This is a genomic window from Amaricoccus macauensis, from assembly GCF_014201905.1.
In the GTDB taxonomy this organism is placed as follows: domain Bacteria; phylum Pseudomonadota; class Alphaproteobacteria; order Rhodobacterales; family Rhodobacteraceae; genus Amaricoccus; species Amaricoccus macauensis.
This window is the reverse complement of the sequence record NZ_JACHFM010000001.1, coordinates 39,448-60,363: the sequence shown is the minus strand read 5'-3', so window position 1 is coordinate 60,363 and position 20,916 is coordinate 39,448. Positions and strand designations below refer to the sequence as shown.

Sequence of the window (20,916 nt, the reverse complement as noted above, 5' to 3'; positions counted from 1 at the left end):
ACATGATCGACTGGACGGAAACCGAGCTTTCGGCGCTGCGCCGGGCCTATGCCAGCGGCACGACGCGCGTCAGCTATGACGGCAAGTCGGTGGATTACGGCTCGGCCGAGGATCTGCTCGCCCGCATCCGGACCATCGAGCGCGCCATCGCGGGCTTCAGCCGCCCGCTGCCCGTGGCGGGGCTCGCTGGCTTCTCGCGCGGGGATCGCTGATGTCGGCGACCTGGTTCGACCACGCCATCGCCACGGTGGCGCCGCGCATGGCGGCTCGGCGCGTGATGGCGCGTCAGGCATTCGAGACGCTGACGCGTGGCTATGACGGCGCGGCGCGCGGGCGACGGACGGACGGCTGGCGCGCGCCGGGATCCTCGGCCGACACCGAAATCGGCGTCGCCGGGGCGCTGCTGCGCGACCGCATGCGCGATCTGGTGCGCAACAACCCGCATGCGGCCAAGGCCGTGGCGGTGCTGGTCAACAACATCATCGGCGCGGGCATCATGCCCCGCGCCGCTAGCGGCGACGACAAGCTGGACCGGAAGGTCGATGCGCTCTTCGAACGCTGGACGGCGGACTGCGACGCCGATGGCCAGCTTGACTTCTATGGCCTGCAGACGCTGATCTGCCGGGAGATGGTCGAGGCGGGCGAGGTTCTGGTGCGCCGCCGCCTGCGGCGCGCGAGCGACGGCCTGCCGGTGCCGCTGCAATTGCAGGTGCTGGAAGCCGACTTCCTCGACGCCACCAAGTCCGGAGCCCTCGGCGCAGGGCGCCTCGTGCAGGGGATCGAGTTCGACCCGGTCGGGAAGCGCCGGGCTTACTGGCTGCATGCCGAGCATCCGGGCGACGCCTACGGGGCCTTGCAGAACGGGTTGCAGAGCCGCCCGGTCCCCGCGACCGAGATCGCCCATGTCTACGAGAAGCAGCGCACGCAAGCGCGCGGCGTCCCCTGGGGCGCGCCGGTGATCCGGTCGTTGCGTGATCTCGACGACTATGAAGTGGCCGAACTGGTTCGCAAGAAGACCGAGGCCTGCGTCACCGCCATCGTCTTCGGCGACGACGAGGCGCAACAGGGCATCGCGCCCTCCGTGGTCGATGCCGACGGCAACCGGGTGGAACAGTTCGAGCCGGGGCTGATCGCCTATGCCCGCGGCGGCAAGGACATCCGCTTCAACCAGCCCTCGGCGACGGGCGGCTACGGCGAATACAAGCGCGCGAGCCTGCACACGATCTCGGCAGGCTTCCGCGTGCCCTACGAGCTGCTGACGGGGGACCTGTCCCAAGTGAACTACTCCTCGATCCGGGCGGGTCTCGTGGAGTTCCGCCGCCAGATCGACGCCGTCCAATGGCAGCTGTTCATCCCGATGTTCTGCGCCCCGGTGTGGCGGTGGTTCACGGAAGCCGCATGGGCGGCGGGGCAGATCCCGTCGCCGATCGTGCCTGTGGAATGGTCGCCGCCGAAGTTCGAGGCGGTCGATCCGCAGAAGGACGCGATGGCGAACCTGCTGTCCATCCGCTCGGGCACCATGACGCTGGCCGAGGTGATCGCCCGGCAGGGCCGCAACCCCGACGCCGTGCTGGCCGAGATCGCGGCGACCAACGCCAAGCTCGACGCGCTGGGGTTGGTCCTCGACAGCGACCCTCGCCGCGTCACCAAGACCGGCAGCGCACAATCCAAAGACGGGGCCAGCGATCCGGCGAACGATCCGGCCGCCGACGAACCAGACGCCGACGACCCGACCGCCGACGCGGATACAGACCCGGCGCAGGCCGACCAACAGGACTGACCTTCATGGACACGATGATCGAACTGCCGGCCATGCGCCGGTCGGCGGAGCTTGCGCCGAACACGGCCGATGCCGACAACCGCACCGTCGAGGTGGTCTGGTCGGCCGGGGCTCGCGTCCGCCGTGCCACCTTCTTCGGCGAGCCTTATGACGAGGAACTCAGCCTCGACCCGGCCCATGTCCGGCTCGACCGGCTGAACGCGGGCGCGCCGTTCCTGAAGGTGCACGAGCTCGACACGCTCGACGCGGTGATCGGCTCGGTCGTGCCGGGCTCGGCCCGGATCGAGAACGGTCGCGGCATCGCCTTGGTCCGGATCAGCGAGCGTGCCGATGTCGAGCCGATCTGGCGCGACATCCAGGCGGGGCACATCCGCGCCGTCTCCATCGGCTACCAGGTCCACCGGTTTGATATCTCGAAGCCTGATGGCGCCCGCGAGCTCTGGCGCGCGGTGGACTGGACGCCCTTCGAGGTCTCCGCCGTCGCGGTCGGAGCCGACCCAGCAGCGGGCTTCCGCGCCCAGCACCCCCTTCACGACTGCGTCCTCCACCGCCGGGACGCCCCTTCCACCACGAAAGGACCGATCCCGATGACGGACACGACCCAGACCCCGGCGAGCGACGCCGCAACCCCCGCCAACACCCAGCCGACCGCGCCGGTCGAAACCGAGGACACCCCCATGACCGAGCCGAAACCGGCTGCGCCCGACCCGAAGGTCGCGGCCAGCGAGACGCGCAGCCAGAAGACGCAGGTAACTCCCGCGCCCGATACCGAAGTGGTCGCCACCCGCGCCCGCGAGGCCGAGCGCGACCGCGTCTCCACCATTTACGATCTGGCCGGGCGGCTGAACCTCGAGCGCGGCTTCGCCGAGGATCTGGTCAAGCGCGGCGTCAGCATCGACGAGTCCCGCCGACTGATCCTCGACCAGGTCGCCGCGAAATCCGACGAGACCCGGAACTTCCCCCATGTCTCCGTCCCGCTCGGCGGCCGAGACGAGTGCATCACCCGCCGTGACGCGGTGGCGAACGCACTGCTGCACCGCTACAGCCCAACGCTGTTCCAGCTCGAGGACGCCGCGCGCCAGTATCGCGGCATGACGCTGCTGGAGCTCGCCCGCGAAAGCCTCGGCAATGCCGGGGTCAACACGCGCGGCCTGTCGCGTGACGAGGTGGCGACGCGCGCGCTGCACTCGACCTCGGACTTCCCCGAGATCCTGTCGGCCGTCACCAACAAGACGCTGCGGCAGGCCTACGAGGCCTATCCCCGCACCTTCATGCTGTTCTGTCGCCAGGTGCTGGCGACCGACTTCAAGGCGATGCATCGCGTCCAGCTCGGCGAAGCCCCGCAGCTGCTCGAGGTCGGCGAAAGCGGCGAGTTCAAGCGCGGCACGCTGGGCGAGAGCAAGGAGAGCTACAAGGTCAAGACCTATGGCCGGGTGGTCGCCATCACCCGTCAGACGCTGATCAACGACGATCTCGACGCCTTCACCCGCATCCCGGCGATGTACGGCAACTCCATCGCCCAGCTGGAGTCGGACGTGGTCTGGGGCATCATCACCGCCAACCCGGCGATGGCCGACGGCAATGCGCTCTTCCACACCACCCACAAGAACCTGGCAGGCACCGGCGCGGCGCTCGATGTCAGCAGCGTCGGAGCGGCGCGCGCGGCGATGGCCAAGCAGACCGGCCTCGACAAGAAGACGGTGCTGAACGTCCGGCCTGCCTTCCTGATCGTGCCGGCCTCACTGGAACTGAAAGCCGAACAGCTGGTGGCCCAGAACCTCGTGCCCGCCGCGACGTCCAGCGTGGTGCCGCAGTCGATCAGGACGCTGGCGCCGATCAGCGAGCCCCGGCTCGACGCCGCCAGCGAGACCGCCTGGTATCTGGCGGCCAGCCCGAACCAGATCGACACCATCGAGTACGCCTATCTCGAGGGCCAGCAGGGCGCCTATATCGAGACGCGCAACGGCTTCGACGTCGACGGGGTCGAGATCAAGTGCCGCCTCGACTTCGGAGCCAAGGCCATCGACTGGCGCGGCCTCTACAAGAACCCGGGCGCGTAAGGCGCGCTTCCTGAACCCTGACACACGGGCGGTCCTGACGGGCCGCCCTTCGTCTTTCCACGAGGATCCCCATCATGAAAACCTACGTCCAGCCCGGCAACACCATCACCCTGACCGCGCCCTATGCCGTCGCCTCCGGCGATGGCCTGCTCGTCGGCTCCATCTTCGGCATCGCCGCGGGTGCCGCCGCCATTGGCGAGCCCGTCGAGACCGCGCTCGTCGGCGTGTTCGACATCACCAAGGTCGGCTCGCAGGCCTGGACCGTCGGCGCCAAGGTCTATTGGGACGACACCAACAAGCGCACCACGACCGTCGCGACCGACAACACCCTCATCGGCGCGGCCGTCGAGGCGGTGGCGAGCGGCGCCGGCGACACCATCGGCCGGGTGCGCCTGAACGCGACGTTCTGATGTCGGCCTTCGCCGCCGCCATCGGCGCGCTCTTCGCCGATCCGAACATCGGCCGGGACGCGGTCTACATCGCCGACGGCGGTACACCCGTGCTGGTGCGTGCCGTCGCCCGTCGCGCCGACGCGGTCACCGACTTCGGCGACGCGCGGCTCTGGTCCGAAACCACCCGGATCGACCTGCGCGTGGCCGAGGTGGCGAACCCGCGTCCCGGCGACCGCATCGAGATCGACGGCGACGCCTTCCTCATACAGGGCGAGCCGGTCCGCGACCGCGAGCGGCTGGTCTGGACCGTCGACCTGAGGCCCGCGTGAAACTGAAGCTCGACATCGATCCCGACATCGTCGCGATGATGGCGGCCGAGGTCGCGGCGGGTGAACGGGCCGTCACCGCCGCCATTCGCGAGGCCGGGACTGGGCTGAAGACGGCGTGGCGGTTGCAGATCACCGGCGCGGGGCTTGGTACACGGCTCGCCAACTCGATCCGGAGCCAGAACTTCCCGAGGTCGGGCGAGAGCCTTGAGGCTGCGGCGCTGGTCTGGTCGAAGGCGCCGGTAATCGTCGGTGCGCATGACACCGGGCCGCTGATCCGATCGAAGAACGGGTTCTGGCTGGCGATCCCGCTGCCCGCGGCGGGCAAATCCCTGCGCGGCGGCCGGATCACCCCCGGTGAATGGGAGCGGCGACGCGGCCTCCGCCTGCGTTTCGTCTATCGCCGGACGGGCCCCAGCCTGCTGGTCGCCGAGGGGCGGCTGAACACGAAAGGCCAGGCGGTGGTGTCGCGGTCGAAGACCGGGCGCGGAAAGGTCACTGCGCCGATCTTCCTGCTGGTGCCGCAGGTCAAGCTGCCGAAGCGGCTGGATCTGGCGCGGGATGCAGACCGGGCGTTGGACAGCGTGCCGGGGCTGATCGTGGCGAACTGGGTGGGGGGTAGGTTGTGATCGCATCGATGCGCAATCTTGCTCGGCAGCCACGAAACCGACGGCTCGGGTTACCCCGCGCAGCACGACAGCTTCGCGACATCCTTGTCGAAGGTCTGCGCGGCGAGCTTCAGCCCCTCTACCGTGGTCAGATAGGGGAAGATCGTCTCGCCGAGCGCCTTTGTCGTCATGCCGAACTTGAGCGCCATGGCGAGCGTCTGGACACTGTCGGCTCCCTCCGGCGCCATGATCACGCCGCCCAGGAGGCGGTCGGTCGCCCGGTCCGCGACGAGCTTGATCAGGCCGCGCGTGTCGCGGGCGGCGAGCGCGCGGGGCACGTTGTCGAGCGTCAGCACACTGGTCTTGACGTCATGACCCGCGGCGCGCGCCTGCGCCTCGGTCAGCCCGACGCCGGCGACCTGCGGATCGGTGAACACCACCCACGGCATCGCGGCGTTGTCGTAGCGCTCCGCCCCGCCCAGAACGGCGTTGCGGGACGCGAGCTTGGCGCCATAGGCGGCCATGTAGACGAACTGGTCGCGGTCGGTCACATCGCCCGCCGCGAAGATGCCGGCCTTCGTGGTCTGCATGTCGTCGCCCACCCGGATCGCGCCACGCGCGTCGGTCTCGACGCCCATCTCCGCGAGGCCCAGCCCCTCGGTGTTGGCTGCGCGTCCCGTCGTCAGGACGAGGCGGTCGGCCGTCAGATCGCGGTCTGCGCCGTCCACCGTCACCGTCAGGACCGCACGGGCCCCGTCGCGCCGTGCGGCGTCGTAGGTCGCGCCATCGACAACCGCGACGCCCTCGGCGCGCAGCGTCTCCGTCAGCGCCCGGGACACCTCCGGCTCTGTGCGCGGCAGCAGGCGCGAGCGGCAGACAATGGTGACGCGGGTGCCCATCCGCGCCATCATCTGCGCCAGCTCCACGCCGATGTAGCCGCCGCCGAGGAAGATCAGGCTTTCGGGCAACCGGTCCAGCTCCAGCAGCGACGTGCTGTCGAGCGTTGGTGCGTCCTGGATCCCAGGGATGTCGGGCACGGCGGGTCGGCCACCGGTCGCGACGATCACCTTGGGAGCCGTGATCCTGCGCCCGCCGACCTCGACCCCGCCGAGGACGAGACGCGCCGGACCCTCGTCGAGATAGGTCACACCGCCGTAGCCCGGCAGCAGATCGGCGTACTTCTTCTGGCGCAGTGTCGCGACAAGATCGTCCTTGGCCGCAATCAGCGCCGACCAGTCGGCGACCTGCGCCTCGCTGTTCAGGCCCGGGAACCGATGTGCTGTCTGCGCACCGTGCAGGGCTTCCGCGGCCCGGATCATCGTCTTGGAGGGCACACAGCCCACGTTCACGCAGGTCCCGCCGATGGTGCCATGGCCGATCAGCGCGACGCGCTTGCCTCCCTCGGCGGCGGTGATCGCGGCCGAGAACCCGGCCGATCCGGCGCCGATCACGGCAAGGTCGAAATCGCCCTTGGGCGCGCAGCAATCGTCTTTCATCAAGTCATCCATCCGTTCGAGTGGTCTGGCGCCGCTGCCGTCTCCAGACCGCGTACACGGTCAGCGCGACGAAAAAGGCGAGCGCGGGCAGCAGAACGTAGTCGAGCCAACCCAGCCAGGCCGACAGGCCCACGGCACCCAGAAGCACCACCAGCACCGGAGTGAAGCAGCAGAGCGCCGCGATGACGGTGCCGACGATCCCTGTCGCGATCAGCTTGCGGTCGGACTGCTCGGTCATCTCGTCAGCCCGCGACACGCGCCGGGTAGCCTGCATTGGCCGACGCGGTCGCGATGGCGTCGGCGCTCGTCGCGGCGGTGTCGAAGATCACCGTGGCGGTGCGGGCATCGAAGTCGATCTCGACGGCGCGCACGCCCGCGACGCCCTCCATCGCACGCTTCACGGTGACTGGGCAGAGCGCGCAGGTCATGTTGTCCACCGCGAAGGTGACGGTCTGCTCGGCGGCGACGGTCTGCGCGGCAACAGGGATGGCGGTGATCGGCACAACGGCGGTCAGGCCGAACAAGGCGAGTGCAAGGATCTTCTTCATGTGGATGTCCTTTCGGGGTCAGTAGAGAAGCGGGGCCCACCAGTCGATGGTGAGGGCTGCGAGAACGAGGATCAGGGAGGCCCAGAGAGCCGACTTGGTGATGCGCGCCGATGCTGGCCTTGCGCAGTAGGAACCGGGTTCGCAGACGGTTGGCTTGCGGAAATAGACCTGCCAGAAACCCGCCGCGATGAAGCCGAGCGCGATCACGGCGAAGATCGGCTTGTAAGGCTCCAGAGCCGTCAGGTTGCCGATCCAGGCGCCCGAGATGCCGAGAGTCAGAAGCACCAGCGGCCCGATGCAGCAGGCCGAGGCGAGAAAGGCGCCCACCACACCGCCCGCCGCGAGCCAGCCCTTTCGGGCGGGGCGATCCGCGCCCGTGCTGTCCGTTCTGTCGTCTGTCAGCGCCATGTCGCGCACCTCTCGTCTGTGATTGACGATGGGTGTAGGGTCTGTAGCAACTACAGGCTCAAGAGGAAACTTGCCCATGACCGATCACGAGCGCGAGAGCGGCTTCACACGCGGCGACCTGGCCCGGGCGACCGGCTGCAACATCGAGACGATCCGCTATTACGAGAAGACCGGCCTGCTGCCCGACCCGCCCCGCACGGACGCCGGCTACCGGGTCTATTCCGCCGCACACGCCACACGCCTCCGCTTCATCCTGCGCGCCCGCGAACTCGGGTTCTCGATGGAGGACATCCGCGGGCTGATGGGGCTCGGCGACGGCGCCGCGCCGACCTGCGCCGAGGTCAAGGAACGGACGGAGCGGCACCTTGCCGATGTCCGCGCGAGGATCGCGGATCTTCGGCGTATCGAATCCGTCCTCGCTACAACTGCATCCAGGTGTTCGGGCGCCGAAGTCCCCGATTGTCCGGTGCTCGACGCGATTTCCAACTCGGCCGACCCATGACACCTCGCGAAACCATCCTCGTCGCGCTGCACGCGCGGCTCTCGGCGCTGCCCGCCACCGCTCTGCGCGGGGACGTGCTGCCCGAGCGCATGCCGGTCGAGGGCCTGATGATCCTGCGCGATGGCGAACCAGGTGCGCCCGAAGTCACGCTGTCGCCGCTGCGCTATCACTACCAGCACCGAGCCGAGATCGAGGCGGTCGTTCAGGGTGCCGATCGCGACGCCGCCTTTGACACGCTGACCGCCAGCATCGGCGCAGCGCTCGCCGCCGACCGGACGCTGGGCGGGTTCTGCGACTGGGTCGAGGCCGAAGCCCCGCGCCCGGTCGATCTGCCGGTCGAGGGCGCGGCGAGTCTGAAGGCCGCCGTTATCCCGGTCGTGCTGCACTATTCCACGGCCGACCCGCTGGCCTGACCCAACCGACCACAGGAGACGAACATGGCACGAGCCCAAGGGGCGCGAGCGCTGATGGCGCTTGCGTTCGAGACGACCTATGGAACGCCGCCCGTCAGCGGCTTCACCCGCATGCCCTTCGCCAGCACGTCGCTCGGCGCGGAGCAGCCGCTGCTGAATTCGGAGCTTCTCGGCTACGGCCGCGATCCGCTAGCGCCGATCAAGGACGCCGTGACGGCCGACGGCGACGTCGTCGTGCCGCTGGACGCCGAGGCGTTCGGCTTCTGGCTGAAGGCAGCCTTCGGCGCGCCCACGACCACGGGCGCGGAGGCCCCGTACAGCCACGAATTTCAGTCGGGGTCCTGGACGTTGCCCTCGATGTCGATCGAGACCGGCATGCCCGAGGTGCCCCGCTATGCGATGTACTCGGGCTGCGTGCTCGACCAGATCACCTGGCAGATGCAGCGCTCGGGCCTGCTCACCGCGACCGCGCGGCTGGTGGCGCAGGGCGAGACGGTCGGCACCACGACCAGTGCCGGAACGCCCGCCGCACTGGAGTTGAAGCGCTTCGGCCATTTCAACGGGGCGATCACCCGGAACGGCACCGCCCTCGGCAATGTGGTCTCGGCCGAGATCACCTACGCCAACAACCTCGACCGGATCGAGACCATCCGCTCGGACGGCCGCATCGATGGCGCGGATCCATCCATTGCCGCGCTGACGGGCCGGATCGAGGTGCGCTTCGCCGACCAGACGCTGGTGACGCAGGCGATCAACGGCGAGGCCTGCGAGATGGAATTCGCCTACGTCCTGCCTTCAGGCGAAAGCTTCTCCTTCACCGTGCACGCCGTCTACCTGCCGCGTCCACGGATCGAGATTTCCGGGCCGCAGGGCGTCCAGGCGACATTCGACTGGCAGGCCGCGCGCGACAGCGTCGTCGGCCGGATGTGCACCGCCACCCTCGTGAATGACGTGGAGACGTATTGATGCTGACGCTCGACCTGACCAACGCGCCGCGCTGGCATGACCTCGCCCCCGGCGTCCGGGTGCAACTGCGCCCGCTGACGACCGCCCTGATGGTCGCGACGCGCAGCGACCCCGCCGTCGAGGCGGTGCCCGAGGAGGCTTCCGACGAGGAGCGCGCCGTCGCCTTCGCCAAGGCGCTGGCGCGACGGGCTGTGCTCGGCTGGGAGGGCATCGGCGATGCCGACGGCAACCCGATCGATCCCACCCCCGAGGCCATCGACGCGCTGCTCGACGTCTGGCCGATCTTCGAGGCCTTCCAATTGACCTACGTGTCCAAAGGCCTGCTGCTGGAACAGGAAAAAAACGCCTCCGCGCTCTCGCCGAGTGGTCCTTCGGCGGGGGCGAGCGCTACTGCGAAGCCTGCGCGCAAGCGTGCGAAGACTGCCCGACGCGCCTGAACCGGCCGCTTACCCATGAGGGCTGGCAGGTCTGGGATCTCGTCGGCCGCCTCGGCGGTCAGTTGCGCGTGCTGCCCGGCGCGGTGGTCGGCTGGGACCTGTCCGCGGCCCTCGCTCTGGGAAATGCGCTCGGCGTCCCGCCCGCTGCTGCGGGTGAACTCTTGCCCGTCATCGAAGCGGTGATGGTGGCCAAGCTCAACGAAAAGATGGATCATTCCCATGGCTGAGAAGAGGGTCAGCGTCCGCCTCGCGGCCGTGGGCGGACGGCAGGTGCGCGCCGAACTCGAAGGCGTGGGCGAGGCCGGGTCGCGCGGCTTCGGACGGCTGAGCCGGGAGATGGAAGCCGCGAACGCCCGGCTCGCGGCCTTCTCGCGGCGGGTGCGGGTCGCGGCTGCCGCTGCCGTGGCCGCCGCAGCCGCTGCTGGCGTGGCGATGATCCGGTCCAGCCTGCAGACGGTCGATGCGCAGGCGAAGCTGGCGCAGTCGCTCGGCACCACCGTCGCCTCGATCCAGACGCTGGAGCGCGCGGGCGATCTGGCGGGCGTCTCCATGTCCGGCATCGAGCAGGCCACCAAGGATCTGACGCGCCGTCTCAGTCAGGCGGCCGCCGGGACCGGCCCTGCTGCCGACGCGCTCGACCGGCTGGGGCTTTCAGCAAATGAGCTGATCGCCTTGCCGCTGGACCAGCGCGTGGGCGCGATCAACGCGGCGATCGAGAGCTTCGTGCCTGCCGCCGAGCGCGCGGCGGTCGCGGGCCAGCTCTTCGGCGAGGAAGGCTCCATCGCGATGAGCCGGATCGACACCGCGACGCTGCGCCAGGCGACAGAGGACGTCCTCGCCTTCGGGGTTGTCGTCTCCGAGCAGGACGCCGACCAGATCGAGCGGACGAACGACGCCATCTCGCGGCTCGGGTTGGTCTGGCGCGGGCTCTCGAACCAGTTGGCGGTCGCAGCGGCACCTGCGCTGGAAGCCGTCGCCGATGCCATGGCGGCGGTGGCCAGCCGCACCGGGCCGCTCGGCATCGCGATCCGCGGTCTCTTGGACAACATCGGCCGCCTGACCACCTATGCCGCCACCTTCGCGGCGTTCCTCGCGGGACGTTGGGTCGCCGGCATGGCGGCTGCGGCGCTCTCGGTCCGGGGCCTCGCCACGGCGCTCGTTGTCCTGCGCGGGGCGCTGATCCGCACCGGCATCGGCGCGCTGATCGTCGGCGCGGGCGAGCTCGTCTACCAGTTCACCCGGCTCGTCTCCGGCGCCGGCGGTTTCGGAGAAGCGATGTCGCTCCTGAAGGACCTCGCGGTCGAGGTCTGGGAACGCATCAGTATGGGCGCGGCGGCGGCGGGCGCGGCCGCCACGGCGATGTTCTTCGACCTGAAGGCGGATGCCGCATCGGGCATGCAGAGCGCCATCGAGAGCGTGGTGGGCTTCGGCAACACGGCCGCGAACACCTTCGAAGGCGCCTACGAGGCGATCAAGGCGATCTGGGGCCTGCTGCCCGCCGCCATCGGCGATCTCGCGTTCCAGGCGGCCAACAGCCTGGTCGATGGCGTCGAGGCGATGCTGAACGGGGTGGTCTCGCGGATCAACGGCTTTATCGGCGGCATCAACCAGGGGCTCGAAGCGCTCGGGTCGGAGCGGCGCATATCGCTGGTTCCGGACCTCGACCTCGGCGAGATCGAGAACCGCTTCGAGGGAGCGGCGACTGCCGCAACCACGGCAGCTCAGGCGGCCTTCGATCGGGCCTTCGAGGACAATCCGCTCTCCGCGCCCGATCTCGGTCTGACCGAGGCGGCGAACAGGGCGCTCGAGTCCGCCAACCTTTACCGCGGCGCGGCGCGCGACCTGGCGGAGGGGGCCCGTGCGCCCCTCGAAAGCTGGCAGGCGCTGCGCGATGCCGTACGCGGCACCGACGAGGACGGCGCCGACGCACTGGCCGAGACCACCGCTGCGGCGGAGCGCCTGGAGACGTCCCTCGGCGACGCCGGGCGCGCCGCAACAGATGCAGGTGTGGCGGCCGGAGCTGCTGCTGCGGTAGCGGAGCCCGCGACCGACGCGGCCGTCACCGGCTGGCGGGCGGTCACCGCCGCGCTCTCCGACTACGCCAGCAAGGCCCGCGAGATCGGTGGCGACATCGGCCAGAGCCTCGTCGGCGCCTTCCAGTCGGCCGAGAACGCGGTGGGCCAGTTCGTGAAGACCGGCAAGCTCGACTTCCGCGATCTGGTGACGTCGCTGCTGGCCGATCTCGCCCAACTGGCGGCGCGGCGGTTCATCCTCGGGCCGATCGCCAATGCGCTCTCCGGCGTCTTCTCCGGGGCGGGCGGCATCTTCGCCAACGTCCTGCATGCGGGCGGGATGGTCGGATCGGCTGGACCCTCGCGGATGGTCCCGGCCATGGCCTTCGCCGCCGCGCCGCGGATGCATGGTGGCGGCATGGCCGGGCTTCGTCACGACGAGGTGCCCGCGATCCTGCAGCGCGGGGAACGCGTGCTGTCGCGGCGGGAGGCACAGAGCTACGGCGCGGGCGGCGGGGTCAACGTGACCATCATGGCCCGCGACGCCGAGAGCTTCCGGCAATCGCGAACGCAGGTCGCCGCGGATATCGCCCGCGCCGTGTCGCTCGGTCGGAGGGGCATGTGATGGCGTTTCACGAGGTCCGGTTTCCCGACAACATCAGCCGAGGTGCGCGGGGCGGACCGGAGCGGCGCACGCAGATCGTCGAGCTCGCCTCGGGCGACGAGGAGCGCAACGCCAGCTGGGCCAATTCGCGCCGCCGCTACGATGTCGCCTATGGCATCCGCCGCGCCGACGATCTGGCCGCCGTCGTCGCCTTCTTCGAGGCGCGCAATGGCCGCCTGCATGGCTTCCGGTTCAAGGACTGGGGTGACCACAAGTCCTGCCTGCCTTCGGGCACGCCGTCGCCCACCGATCAGTCTATCGGCACGGGCGACGGCGCGACGACCGCCTTCCAGCTGGTCAAGCGCTACGCCTCGGGTGCGCAATCCTGGACGCGCGCCGTCGCGAAGCCGGTGACCGGAACCGCGCGCATCGCGCTCGGCGGGGTCGAGCAGCCTTCCGGCTGGTCGGTCGACACCGCCACCGGCGTCGTCACCTTCAGCACCGCGCCGGGCGCTGGCGCCGCCATCACCGCGGGCTTCGAGTTCGACGTGCCGGTCCGTTTCGACACCGACGCGCTCGACGTGACGCTCGACCTCGAGCGGCTCGGCTCGATCACCTCCATCCCGCTTCTGGAACTGCGCCGATGAAGTCCCTCGACCCCGACCTGCAGGCCCATCTCGACGAGGGAACGACGACGCTCGCCTGGTGCTGGCGGATCGTGCGCGCCGACGGCACGAGTTTCGGCTTCACCGACCACGATCGGACGCTCAGCTTCGAGGGGACGGATTTCGAGCCCGAGAGCGGGCTGACGGCCTCCGAGGTCCGTTCCGGCTCGGACCTCTCGGTCGATGCGCAGGACGCCGAGGGCGTGCTGACCTCGGACCGGATTACCGAGACCGACATCCTCGACGGCCGCTGGGATAACGCCGAGGTCGAAGTCTGGCGGGTGAACTGGGCCGACACGAACCAGCGCGTGCTGATGCGGCGCGGGGCCATCGGCCAGATCCGGCGCGGGCGGCTGGCCTTCGTCGCCGAAGTCCGCTCGCTCGCGCATGTGCTTGGCCAGACGATCGGGCGGACGTTCCAGGCGACCTGCGATGCCGCGCTCGGCGATGCGCGCTGCGGCGTCGATCTGGAGAACCCGGCGTTCAAGGGCACGAGCGTCGTGATCGACCTTCTACGCGACCGCGCCTTCACCGCTTCGGGCCTCGGCGGCTTCGCCTCCGGCTGGTTCACCTTCGGGACCATCGAATGGACCAGTGGCTCCAACGCGGGGCGTCGGGCCGAGGTTCTCGGCCATGATGTGACGGACGGCATCGCCGTGCTGACCCTTCTCGAGGCGCCGGTGCGCGAGATCTCCGAGGGCAATGCCTTCACCATCCGTGCGGGCTGCGATAAGCGGATCGAGACCTGCGGCGCCAGGTTCGCCAACACGGCCAACTTCCGGGGGTTCCCGCACATCCCCGGCCAGGATGCCGTGCTGCGCTACGCCACCAAGGATGGCGGCCACGAGGGAGGCGTGCTGTGACGCAACCTCTCGCATCGGCCGACCCCGCGCGTGTCGTCGCCGTCGCACGCTCCTGGCTCGGCACGCCGTACCACGACCAGGCCAGCCTGCGCGGCGTCGGTTGCGATTGCCTCGGGCTCGCGCGGGGGGTCTGGCGCGACGTGGTGGGGCCGGAGCCGTTCCCGATTCTGCCTTACAGCCGCGACTGGGGCGAGACCGGCCCGCGCGAGGTTCTGGCCGAAGGCGCGCGGCGCATGATGATCGAGGTGTCGCCTGCCGAGGCCGGTCCCGGCGCGCTGGTCCTCTTCTGCATGAAGCCACACGCGATCGCCAAGCATGTCGGGATCCTCACCGGTCCTGCCACCTTCCTCCACGCCTATGAGCGGCTCGGCGTGATCGAGGAACCGCTCACCAATGCCTGGCGGCGGCGCATCGCCTTCGCCTTCCTCTTCCCGCAACGCTGAGACCCCGACATGGCAACGCTTGTTCTCGGTGCAGCCGGCGCCGCCATCGGCGGTTCGATCGGCGGGGCGATCCTCGGCGTGAGCGCCGCGACCATCGGCGGCTTCATCGGCTCGAGCATCGGCTCGGTCGTCGACAGCTGGATCATCTCGTCGCTGGCGCCGACCCAGCGCATCGAGGGCGCGCGGCTCGACACGCTGCGCATCACCTCGGCCACCGAGGGCGCGGTGATCCCGCGGCTCTATGGCCGGATGCGGATGGGCGGCAACATCATCTGGGCGACCGATTTCCGCGAGGAGACGAAGACCACGACGCAGGGCGGCGGCAAGGGCGGCGGGGGCGGCAAGGTCAAGACCACCGAGTATCTGTACTACGCCAGCTTCGCGGTGGCCTTGTGTGAAGGCCCGATCACCGGCATTGGCCGGATCTGGGCCGACGGCAAGCCGATGGACCTCTCCGGCGTCACCTGGCGCTGGTATCCCGGCGACGAGGCGCAGACGGCGGACCCGTTCATTGCGGGGAAGATGGGCGCAGCCAACACGCCCGCCTATCGCGGCACCGCCTATGTCGTCTTCGAGGAACTGGCGCTTTCGACCTACGGCAACCGCCTGCCGCAGCTGTCCTTCGAAGTCTTCCGGCCGCTCGCCGATCCCGACACCGCCGAGGGGCTGACCCGCGCCGTCACCATGATCCCGGCCTCGGGCGAGTTCACATATGCCACGCAGGCCATCCGCAAGACCGATGGCGGCGCGACGATGCCCGAGAACCTGAACGCGCTGGCCGACTCCACCGACATGGTGGAGGCGCTCGACCGGCTGCAAGCGATGGCGCCTGCGGTCGAGAGCGTCAGCCTCGTCGTGGCCTGGTTCGGCGACGACCTGCGCGCGGGCTCCTGCAAGGTGCGGCCGGGCGTCGAGGTCTCGGCCAAGTCGACCACGCCCGCCAGTTGGTCGGTGAACGGCGTGAGCCGTGCCAACGCCTTCCTGGTCAGCCGCGACGACCAGGACCGCCCGGTCTATGGCGGCACGCCGTCCGACTTCGCCGTGGTGCAGGCGATCCAGGAGATGAAGGCGCGCGGGCTGCGCGTGACATTCTACCCATTCATCCTGATGGACGTGCCGCCCGGCAACACCCTGCCGAACCCCTATTCCGACAACGCCGCCGAGACCGGCCAGCCCGCTTTCCCCTGGCGGGGCCGGATCACCTGTTCTCCAGCGGCAGGCTACGCGGGATCGGTCGACAAGACTGCCACGGCCGCAAGCCAGGTCGCGGCGCTGTTTGGCGCGGCGACACCTGCGAGCTTCAGCGTGGCGGGTCAATCGGTTTCGTGGACAGGCACGCCCGGCGACTGGGGCCTGCGCCGCATGGTGCTGCACTATGCCCATCTCTGCGCGGCGGCGGGCGGGGTCGATGCCTTCCTGATCGGCACCGAGATGCCGGGGCTGACGACGGTCCGCTCGGGCGCGGCCACCTATCCGGCGGTGCAGGGCTATCGGGACCTCCTTGCCGATGTGCGGTCCATTCTCGGGGCCGGGACGAAGATCGGCTACGCCGCCGACTGGTCGGAATACTTCGGGCACCAGCCGGGCGACGGCTCGGGCGACGTGTTCTTCCACCTCGATCCGCTCTGGGCGGACCCGGAGATCGATTTCGTCGGCATCGACAATTACATGCCGCTGTCGGACTGGCGCGACGGGTTCGAGCACGCGGATGCGCAGGCGGGCTGGCCTGCGATCTACGACCGGGCCTATCTGCAGGGGAACATTGCGGGCGGGGAAGGCTTCGACTGGTTCTATGCCAGTGCGGCTGATCGGGTGGCACAGGTGCGCACCCCGATCAGCGATGGCGCGGCGGGCAAGCCATGGGTTTTCCGCTACAAGGATCTTCGCGCCTGGTGGTCGAACGCGCATTACGACCGCCCGGGCGGGGTGGAGAGCGGCACGCTGACGGCGTGGGCGCCGGAGTCGAAGCCGATCTGGTTCACCGAGCTCGGCTGTCCCGCCATCGACCGGGGCACGAACCAGCCGAACGTCTTCTTCGACCCGAAGTCGTCCGAGAGCTTCACGCCGCATTTCTCGCGGGGCTGGCGCGACGACGCGATCCAGCGCGCCTATCTCGAGGCGACGTACCTCTGGTGGGGCGTCCCGGCGAACAACCCGGTGTCATCGGTCTACGGCGGCCGGATGGTGCATGTGCCGGAATGCGCCGCCTGGACCTGGGACGCGCGGCCGTACCCGTTCTTTCCGGCGCTGACCGATGTCTGGACGGACGGGGCGAACTGGCGGCTGGGGCACTGGCTGACCGGACGGCTTGGCGCGGTGTCGCTGGCGGCGCTCGTGCGGCACCTCTGCCTGCGCGCCGGGCTGCCCGAGTCCCGGATCGACGTCACCGGCCTCTGGGGCGCGGTCGAAGGCTACGCCATCACGGCGCTGGAAAGCCCACGCGCCTCGATCACAACGCTGTCGCGGCATTTCGGCTTCGACGCCGTCGAGACAGAGGGGGGGATCCGCTTTGTCATGCGCGGCCGGGCCTCCGTCGCCACCCTCGCGCCCGACGATCTGGTGGCCACCCGCGAGGGCGATGTGCTGGAACTGACGCGCGGCCAGGAGACCGAACTGCCGCAGGCCCTGAAATGGCAGGTCGCCCGCGCCGACGAGGATTACGACGCGGCCCTCGTCGAGGCCCGGCGCATCACCGTGGACACGACCCGGATCGCGTCCGAGTCCTTTCCAATGGCGGTGCCGCCCGAGGAGGCCGAGAGGCGCTGCCGCCGCGCGCTGATGGAGGCGTGGGTGGGCCGCGAGACGGCGGCGTTCCGTTTGCCACCCTCGCGCCTCGCGTTCGATCCGGCCGATGCGATCCGGCTCGCGCATGACGGGCGTCTGGTCGATCTGCGGCTCGTCTCCATCGCCGACGCGGCAGCGCGCGGCATCGAGGCGGTGCGGCAGGACCGTGCGACTTACGATCTGCCGCCCGGCGATCCCCGCGCGGCGTCGCTGACGCGGGCCGTGGTGTTCGGCGCGCCGGACGCGGTGCTGATGGACCTGCCGCAGCTGACCGAGGACCAGCCCGCGCATCGACCGTTTGTCGCGGCGCACGCTCTTCCCTGGCCGGGCGAGATGGCGGTGTTCCGCAGCCCCTCGACGGACGGGTTCGAGTTGCTGACCACGTTCGGCAGCCGCGCCCGGATCGGAGCGCTGGTCTCGGACTTCTATCCGGGCCCCACCTCACGCTTCGACCACGGCAATGCGCTTGTGGTCGATCTGCTCACCGGCACGCTGGAGAGCGTCACCGACCTGACGCTGTTGGGCGGCGCCAATGCGCTGGCTATCGAGAGCGCGCCCGGCACCTGGGAGATCGTGCAGGCGGGCGCGGCCGAGCTGCTGGCGCCGGGTCGATACCGGCTGACCCGGCTCCTGCGCGGCCAGCGCGGCACCGAGGGCGCGATGGGCAATCCGGCGCCCGCTGGCGCTCTTGTCGTGGTGCTGGACGCGTCGCTGGCGTCCCTGCCGATTGCCGAGGCCGATCTCGGATTGCCGTGGAACTGGCGCATCGGTCCGGCGAGCCGCCCCGTCAGCGACGAGACCTATGTGGCGCAATCCTTCACGCCCGCGGGCGTCGGGCTGCGGCCGTTCTCCGGCGCCCATGTCGAGCAGCCGTGGCGCAGGCCGCGCACGCCCGGCGATCTGACGATCCGCTGGACGCGCCGGTCCCGAGCTCTCGCGGCCGACAGCTGGGGCGGGCTAGAAGTGCCGCTCGGAGAAGAGCTCGAAGCCTACGAGGTCGAGATCCTTGATGGCGCGACCGTTAAGCGGGTGCTGAGCACCGCCACCACCAGCGCGGTCTACACCGCCGCAGACCAGACCGCCGATTGGGGCGCGCCGCTCGGCCCCGGTGACACGCTCGACAGCCGCATCTACCAGCTCTCCGCCCTCGTCGGGCGGGGCGCGCCCAAGACCCTCACGCTGATACTCTGAAGGCCATCCCATGTCCGACGCCACGACCCATCTCCTGCTGCCCTACATCCTGGCGGCGCAGGCCCAGAAGCACGTCACCCACAACGAGGCGCTGCGGCTGCTCGACGGGCTCGTGCAGCTCTCCGTGCTCGACCGCGATCTGACAGCGCCGCCCGGCAGTCCCGCCGATGGCGATCGCTACATCGTCGCCTCGGGCGCGACGGGCGAATGGTCCGGATGGGACCTGAACGTCGCGCTCTGGACCGATGGCGCCTGGCTGCGACTTCCCCCGCGGATCGGCTGGCGCGCATGGGTCGAGGACGAGGGCCTGCTGCTGGTCTACGATGGCGCGGGCTGGCTCGGGACCACACCGGCGGCGCTGCAGAACATGGCGCTCCTCGGGGTTGGCACCACGGCGGATGCATCGAACCCGTTCTCGGCCAAGCTCAACGCCGCGCTCTGGACGGCGAGGACCGTGGCCGAGGGCGGCACCGGCGACCTGTTCTACACCATGAACAAGGAGGCGGCCGGCGACGATCTCGGTTTGACCCTCCAGACCGGCTTCGTGACCAAGGCGCTGGTGGGGCTGTTCGGGTCGGACCGCTTCCGGCTCGCGGTCTCCGCCGACGGCAGCACCTTCTTCGACGGGCTGAGCGTCGACAACGCCACCGGCATTGTCGATCAGCCCCGGCTGCCGCGGTTCAAGGCTTACACGAACTACGACAACTACGTCGGCGTCGGCACCTGGACCAAGATCGGCCTTAACAACACCGACTACAACGATCAGGGCGCGTTCGACGCCGTGAACAACCACTTCGTCGCCCCCGTGGACGGCACCTACCTCTTCGGCGCGACTCTGCTGTACAAGATCAACGCCAGCGCCACCGCCCGCATGCGCGGGCGGCTCGTCCTGAACGGCACGACCGAAATCCGCGGCTCCCTCGGCGAAATCTCCGCCACTCATGTCTCGCTCGCTACCGCGATCTGGCTTCAGACCATGGTGCCGCTGACGGCAGGCGATACCGTCGAGCTGCAGGGGTATTTCCGGGTCGCGGACGGCTACTTCGCCGCCGACCACACGTCCTTCTGGGGCTGCAAGGTCGGCTGAGCGGCGGAAGGAGGATCCGATGAACCCACCCCGATCCGAGGGCTTCGTGCGCATGCCCGACGCCGAGTTCGAGGCGATCTTGACCCGGGCGGCGGAGGAAGGCGCCAAGCGTGCGCTGGCCGATGTCGGCCTCGACGGCGACGAGGCCGCGCTCGACATCCGCGATCTGCGCTCCCTGGTCGACTGCATCCGGCTGGTCCGCCGCACCGCGATGCAGACCGCCGTCCGCATGATCACCACCGGCGTCATGCTGGCGCTGCTCGCGGGTATAGCGATCAAGCTGAAGATCTTCGGCGGCGGCCCGTAGCCGCTCAACACCCCCGTTCACCAGCCCAACCGCACCCGCCCTCGAGGCGGTTTTTTTCGTTTCGGAGGACCCTCATGACCACGACCTTCCACCGCCATTGGCGTGATGTGCCGGAGAGCGCCTGGCGCTGGCCGAATTTCTCGCCCGCCGAGATTGCATGCCGGGGCACCGGCAAGCTGCTCGTGAACGAAACCGCGCTCGACAAGCTGCAGGCGCTGCGCGACCGGCTGGGCAAGCCGCTGATCGTCCGCTCCGCCTACCGCAGCCCAGAGCACAACCGTGCCGTGGGGGGCGCGGGCCGGTCGAAGCATCTCGACGGCGCCGCCTTCGACATCGCCATGGCGAACCACGATCCGGTGGCCTTCGAGGCTGCGGCGCGCGAGGTCGGATTCCTCGGCTTCGGCTTCTACCCGCGATCGGGGTTCATCCATGTCGATCTCGGGCCCGCGCGGCAGTGGGGCGAGCGGTTCCCGGTCCGGGCGACGGCATTTGCAGCCGAGACGCCGCCCGCGCGCGAGGTGCTGGCTGACAGCCGCACCATGAAGGGCGGCGGGGCAGCCGGTGTGGCGACGCTGGGCGCGGCGGGCGTCGAGGTGGCGCAGCAGGTGCTGGCCGAGACCCAGACCGCGATCTTGCCGCTTGTGCCGTATCTCGACACGTTGCGTTGGGTATTCATCGCCGTGGCGCTTGGCGGCATCGCGGTCACGATCTACGCGCGTCTCGATGACTGGCGCCGAGGGCAGCGGTGATGGCCCCGCTCCTGATCGGGTTCGCCGCCAGCCCATGGATGCGGGCCGCTTTGCGCTACGGCGCCATCATCCTCGCCCTGCTCCTGTTCCTGCTTTCGCTTCGGCGGTCCGGCGAGCGAGCGGGACGCCTCGCTGAACGCCTTCAGACCACGGAGAAAGCCAATGATGTCCAACGCCAGATGCTCGAGGCGACGGCTCGTCGTCCTAGGTCTCGCGACGAGCTTGCTGAGCGGCTGCGCAACGGTCGGTTCTGAGCCCGGCATCGCGACCGTCTG

24 protein-coding genes are annotated in these 20,916 nt (G+C 69.7%); 20 read left to right on the top strand and 4 right to left on the bottom strand.

The window, feature by feature from the left end:
- The first annotated feature begins 2 nt into the window (after positions 1-2).
- From HNP73_RS00330 to HNP73_RS00305, 6 genes are all read left to right on the top strand, one after another.
- Positions 3-212 (top strand): phage head-tail joining protein, encoded by a 210-nt coding sequence (locus HNP73_RS00330; RefSeq protein ID WP_177208251.1) that lies wholly within the window; start codon positions 3-5, stop codon positions 210-212.
- Positions 212-1,780, top strand: a complete 1,569-nt coding sequence (locus HNP73_RS00325) for a phage portal protein (protein WP_123644170.1) — start codon at positions 212-214, stop codon at positions 1,778-1,780. The genes HNP73_RS00330 and HNP73_RS00325 overlap by 1 nt, the downstream gene beginning before the upstream one ends.
- Positions 1,781-1,785: 5 nt before the next feature.
- A complete protein-coding gene (locus HNP73_RS00320) occupies positions 1,786-3,840 on the top strand; it encodes a prohead protease/major capsid protein fusion protein (protein WP_062563542.1) in 2,055 nt (684 codons plus the stop codon).
- A gap of 74 nt (positions 3,841-3,914) precedes the next feature.
- Complete coding sequence (locus HNP73_RS00315; protein WP_062563543.1) at positions 3,915-4,250, top strand: DUF2190 family protein; 336 nt, start codon at positions 3,915-3,917, stop codon at positions 4,248-4,250.
- A complete protein-coding gene (locus tag HNP73_RS00310) occupies positions 4,250-4,561 on the top strand; it encodes a head-tail joining protein (protein WP_062563544.1) in 312 nt (103 codons plus the stop codon). Before HNP73_RS00315 ends, HNP73_RS00310 begins: the two co-directional genes overlap by 1 nt.
- On the top strand, positions 4,558-5,187 hold the full coding sequence (locus HNP73_RS00305) for a DUF6441 family protein (RefSeq protein ID WP_062563545.1): 630 nt from the start codon (positions 4,558-4,560) through the stop codon (positions 5,185-5,187). Before HNP73_RS00310 ends, HNP73_RS00305 begins: the two co-directional genes overlap by 4 nt.
- 50 nt (positions 5,188-5,237) lie before the next feature.
- Here HNP73_RS00305 and merA read toward each other — a convergent pair whose 3' ends face one another.
- Genes merA through HNP73_RS00285 form a run of 4 tightly spaced genes read right to left on the bottom strand, consistent with a single transcriptional unit; the run spans position 5,238 to position 7,618 of the window.
- Positions 5,238-6,662: a mercury(II) reductase gene (gene merA, locus HNP73_RS00300; RefSeq protein ID WP_228189482.1), complete on the bottom strand. Its 1,425-nt coding sequence runs from the start codon at positions 6,660-6,662 to the stop codon at positions 5,238-5,240.
- Between the two features lie 4 nt (positions 6,663-6,666).
- Entirely contained in the window at positions 6,667-6,900 is a 234-nt protein-coding gene (gene merF, locus HNP73_RS00295; RefSeq protein WP_123644184.1) for a mercury resistance system transport protein MerF, read from the bottom strand.
- 4 nt (positions 6,901-6,904) lie between these two features.
- Positions 6,905-7,210, bottom strand: coding sequence for a heavy-metal-associated domain-containing protein (locus HNP73_RS00290; RefSeq protein WP_062563548.1), 306 nt, complete (start codon positions 7,208-7,210; stop codon positions 6,905-6,907).
- Between the two features lie 18 nt (positions 7,211-7,228).
- Positions 7,229-7,618 (bottom strand): mercuric transporter MerT family protein, encoded by a 390-nt coding sequence (locus HNP73_RS00285; protein ID WP_062563549.1) that lies wholly within the window; start codon positions 7,616-7,618, stop codon positions 7,229-7,231.
- 76 nt (positions 7,619-7,694) lie between these two features.
- Between HNP73_RS00285 and HNP73_RS00280 the strand changes: the two genes are divergently transcribed.
- From HNP73_RS00280 to HNP73_RS00215, 14 genes are all read left to right on the top strand, one after another.
- Positions 7,695-8,120, top strand: coding sequence for a MerR family transcriptional regulator (locus tag HNP73_RS00280; RefSeq protein WP_062563550.1), 426 nt, complete (start codon positions 7,695-7,697; stop codon positions 8,118-8,120).
- Complete coding sequence (locus tag HNP73_RS00275) at positions 8,117-8,533, top strand: acyl-CoA transferase (protein ID WP_083548833.1); 417 nt, start codon at positions 8,117-8,119, stop codon at positions 8,531-8,533. The genes HNP73_RS00280 and HNP73_RS00275 overlap by 4 nt, the downstream gene beginning before the upstream one ends.
- A gap of 24 nt (positions 8,534-8,557) precedes the next feature.
- Positions 8,558-9,499 carry a phage tail tube protein gene (locus tag HNP73_RS00270; protein ID WP_083548834.1) on the top strand — a complete coding sequence of 314 codons (942 nt, stop codon included), beginning with the start codon at positions 8,558-8,560 and terminating at the stop codon, positions 9,497-9,499.
- Entirely contained in the window at positions 9,499-9,936 is a 438-nt protein-coding gene (locus HNP73_RS00265) for a hypothetical protein (protein WP_083548835.1), read from the top strand. The genes HNP73_RS00270 and HNP73_RS00265 overlap by 1 nt, the downstream gene beginning before the upstream one ends.
- A gap of 68 nt (positions 9,937-10,004) precedes the next feature.
- Positions 10,005-10,163 (top strand): DUF7697 family protein, encoded by a 159-nt coding sequence (locus HNP73_RS00260; RefSeq protein WP_419181863.1) that lies wholly within the window; start codon positions 10,005-10,007, stop codon positions 10,161-10,163.
- Positions 10,156-12,573, top strand: coding sequence for a phage tail tape measure C-terminal domain-containing protein (locus tag HNP73_RS00255; protein ID WP_093359546.1), 2,418 nt, complete (start codon positions 10,156-10,158; stop codon positions 12,571-12,573). Before HNP73_RS00260 ends, HNP73_RS00255 begins: the two co-directional genes overlap by 8 nt.
- The gene (locus HNP73_RS00250) at positions 12,573-13,199 is read left to right on the top strand and encodes a DUF2460 domain-containing protein (RefSeq protein WP_083548837.1); all 627 of its coding nucleotides are present in this window, start codon (positions 12,573-12,575) and stop codon (positions 13,197-13,199) included. The genes HNP73_RS00255 and HNP73_RS00250 overlap by 1 nt, the downstream gene beginning before the upstream one ends.
- Complete coding sequence (locus HNP73_RS00245) at positions 13,196-14,080, top strand: DUF2163 domain-containing protein (protein WP_093359545.1); 885 nt, start codon at positions 13,196-13,198, stop codon at positions 14,078-14,080. Before HNP73_RS00250 ends, HNP73_RS00245 begins: the two co-directional genes overlap by 4 nt.
- Positions 14,077-14,523, top strand: coding sequence for an NlpC/P60 family protein (locus HNP73_RS23000; protein ID WP_184145983.1), 447 nt, complete (start codon positions 14,077-14,079; stop codon positions 14,521-14,523). The genes HNP73_RS00245 and HNP73_RS23000 overlap by 4 nt, the downstream gene beginning before the upstream one ends.
- 9 nt (positions 14,524-14,532) lie before the next feature.
- On the top strand, positions 14,533-18,498 hold the full coding sequence (locus tag HNP73_RS00235; protein ID WP_123644175.1) for a baseplate multidomain protein megatron: 3,966 nt from the start codon (positions 14,533-14,535) through the stop codon (positions 18,496-18,498).
- Between the two features lie 10 nt (positions 18,499-18,508).
- On the top strand, positions 18,509-19,585 hold the full coding sequence (locus tag HNP73_RS00230) for a DUF2793 domain-containing protein (RefSeq protein ID WP_093359542.1): 1,077 nt from the start codon (positions 18,509-18,511) through the stop codon (positions 19,583-19,585).
- A 19-nt stretch (positions 19,586-19,604) separates the two neighbouring features.
- Positions 19,605-19,892, top strand: a complete 288-nt coding sequence (locus HNP73_RS00225; protein WP_075784372.1) for a DUF6127 family protein — start codon at positions 19,605-19,607, stop codon at positions 19,890-19,892.
- A gap of 74 nt (positions 19,893-19,966) precedes the next feature.
- Positions 19,967-20,641: a YcbK family protein gene (locus HNP73_RS00220; RefSeq protein WP_062563563.1), complete on the top strand. Its 675-nt coding sequence runs from the start codon at positions 19,967-19,969 to the stop codon at positions 20,639-20,641.
- Positions 20,641-20,895 carry a hypothetical protein gene (locus HNP73_RS00215; RefSeq protein WP_203561091.1) on the top strand — a complete coding sequence of 85 codons (255 nt, stop codon included), beginning with the start codon at positions 20,641-20,643 and terminating at the stop codon, positions 20,893-20,895. The genes HNP73_RS00220 and HNP73_RS00215 overlap by 1 nt, the downstream gene beginning before the upstream one ends.
- Positions 20,896-20,916: the final 21 nt, after the last annotated feature.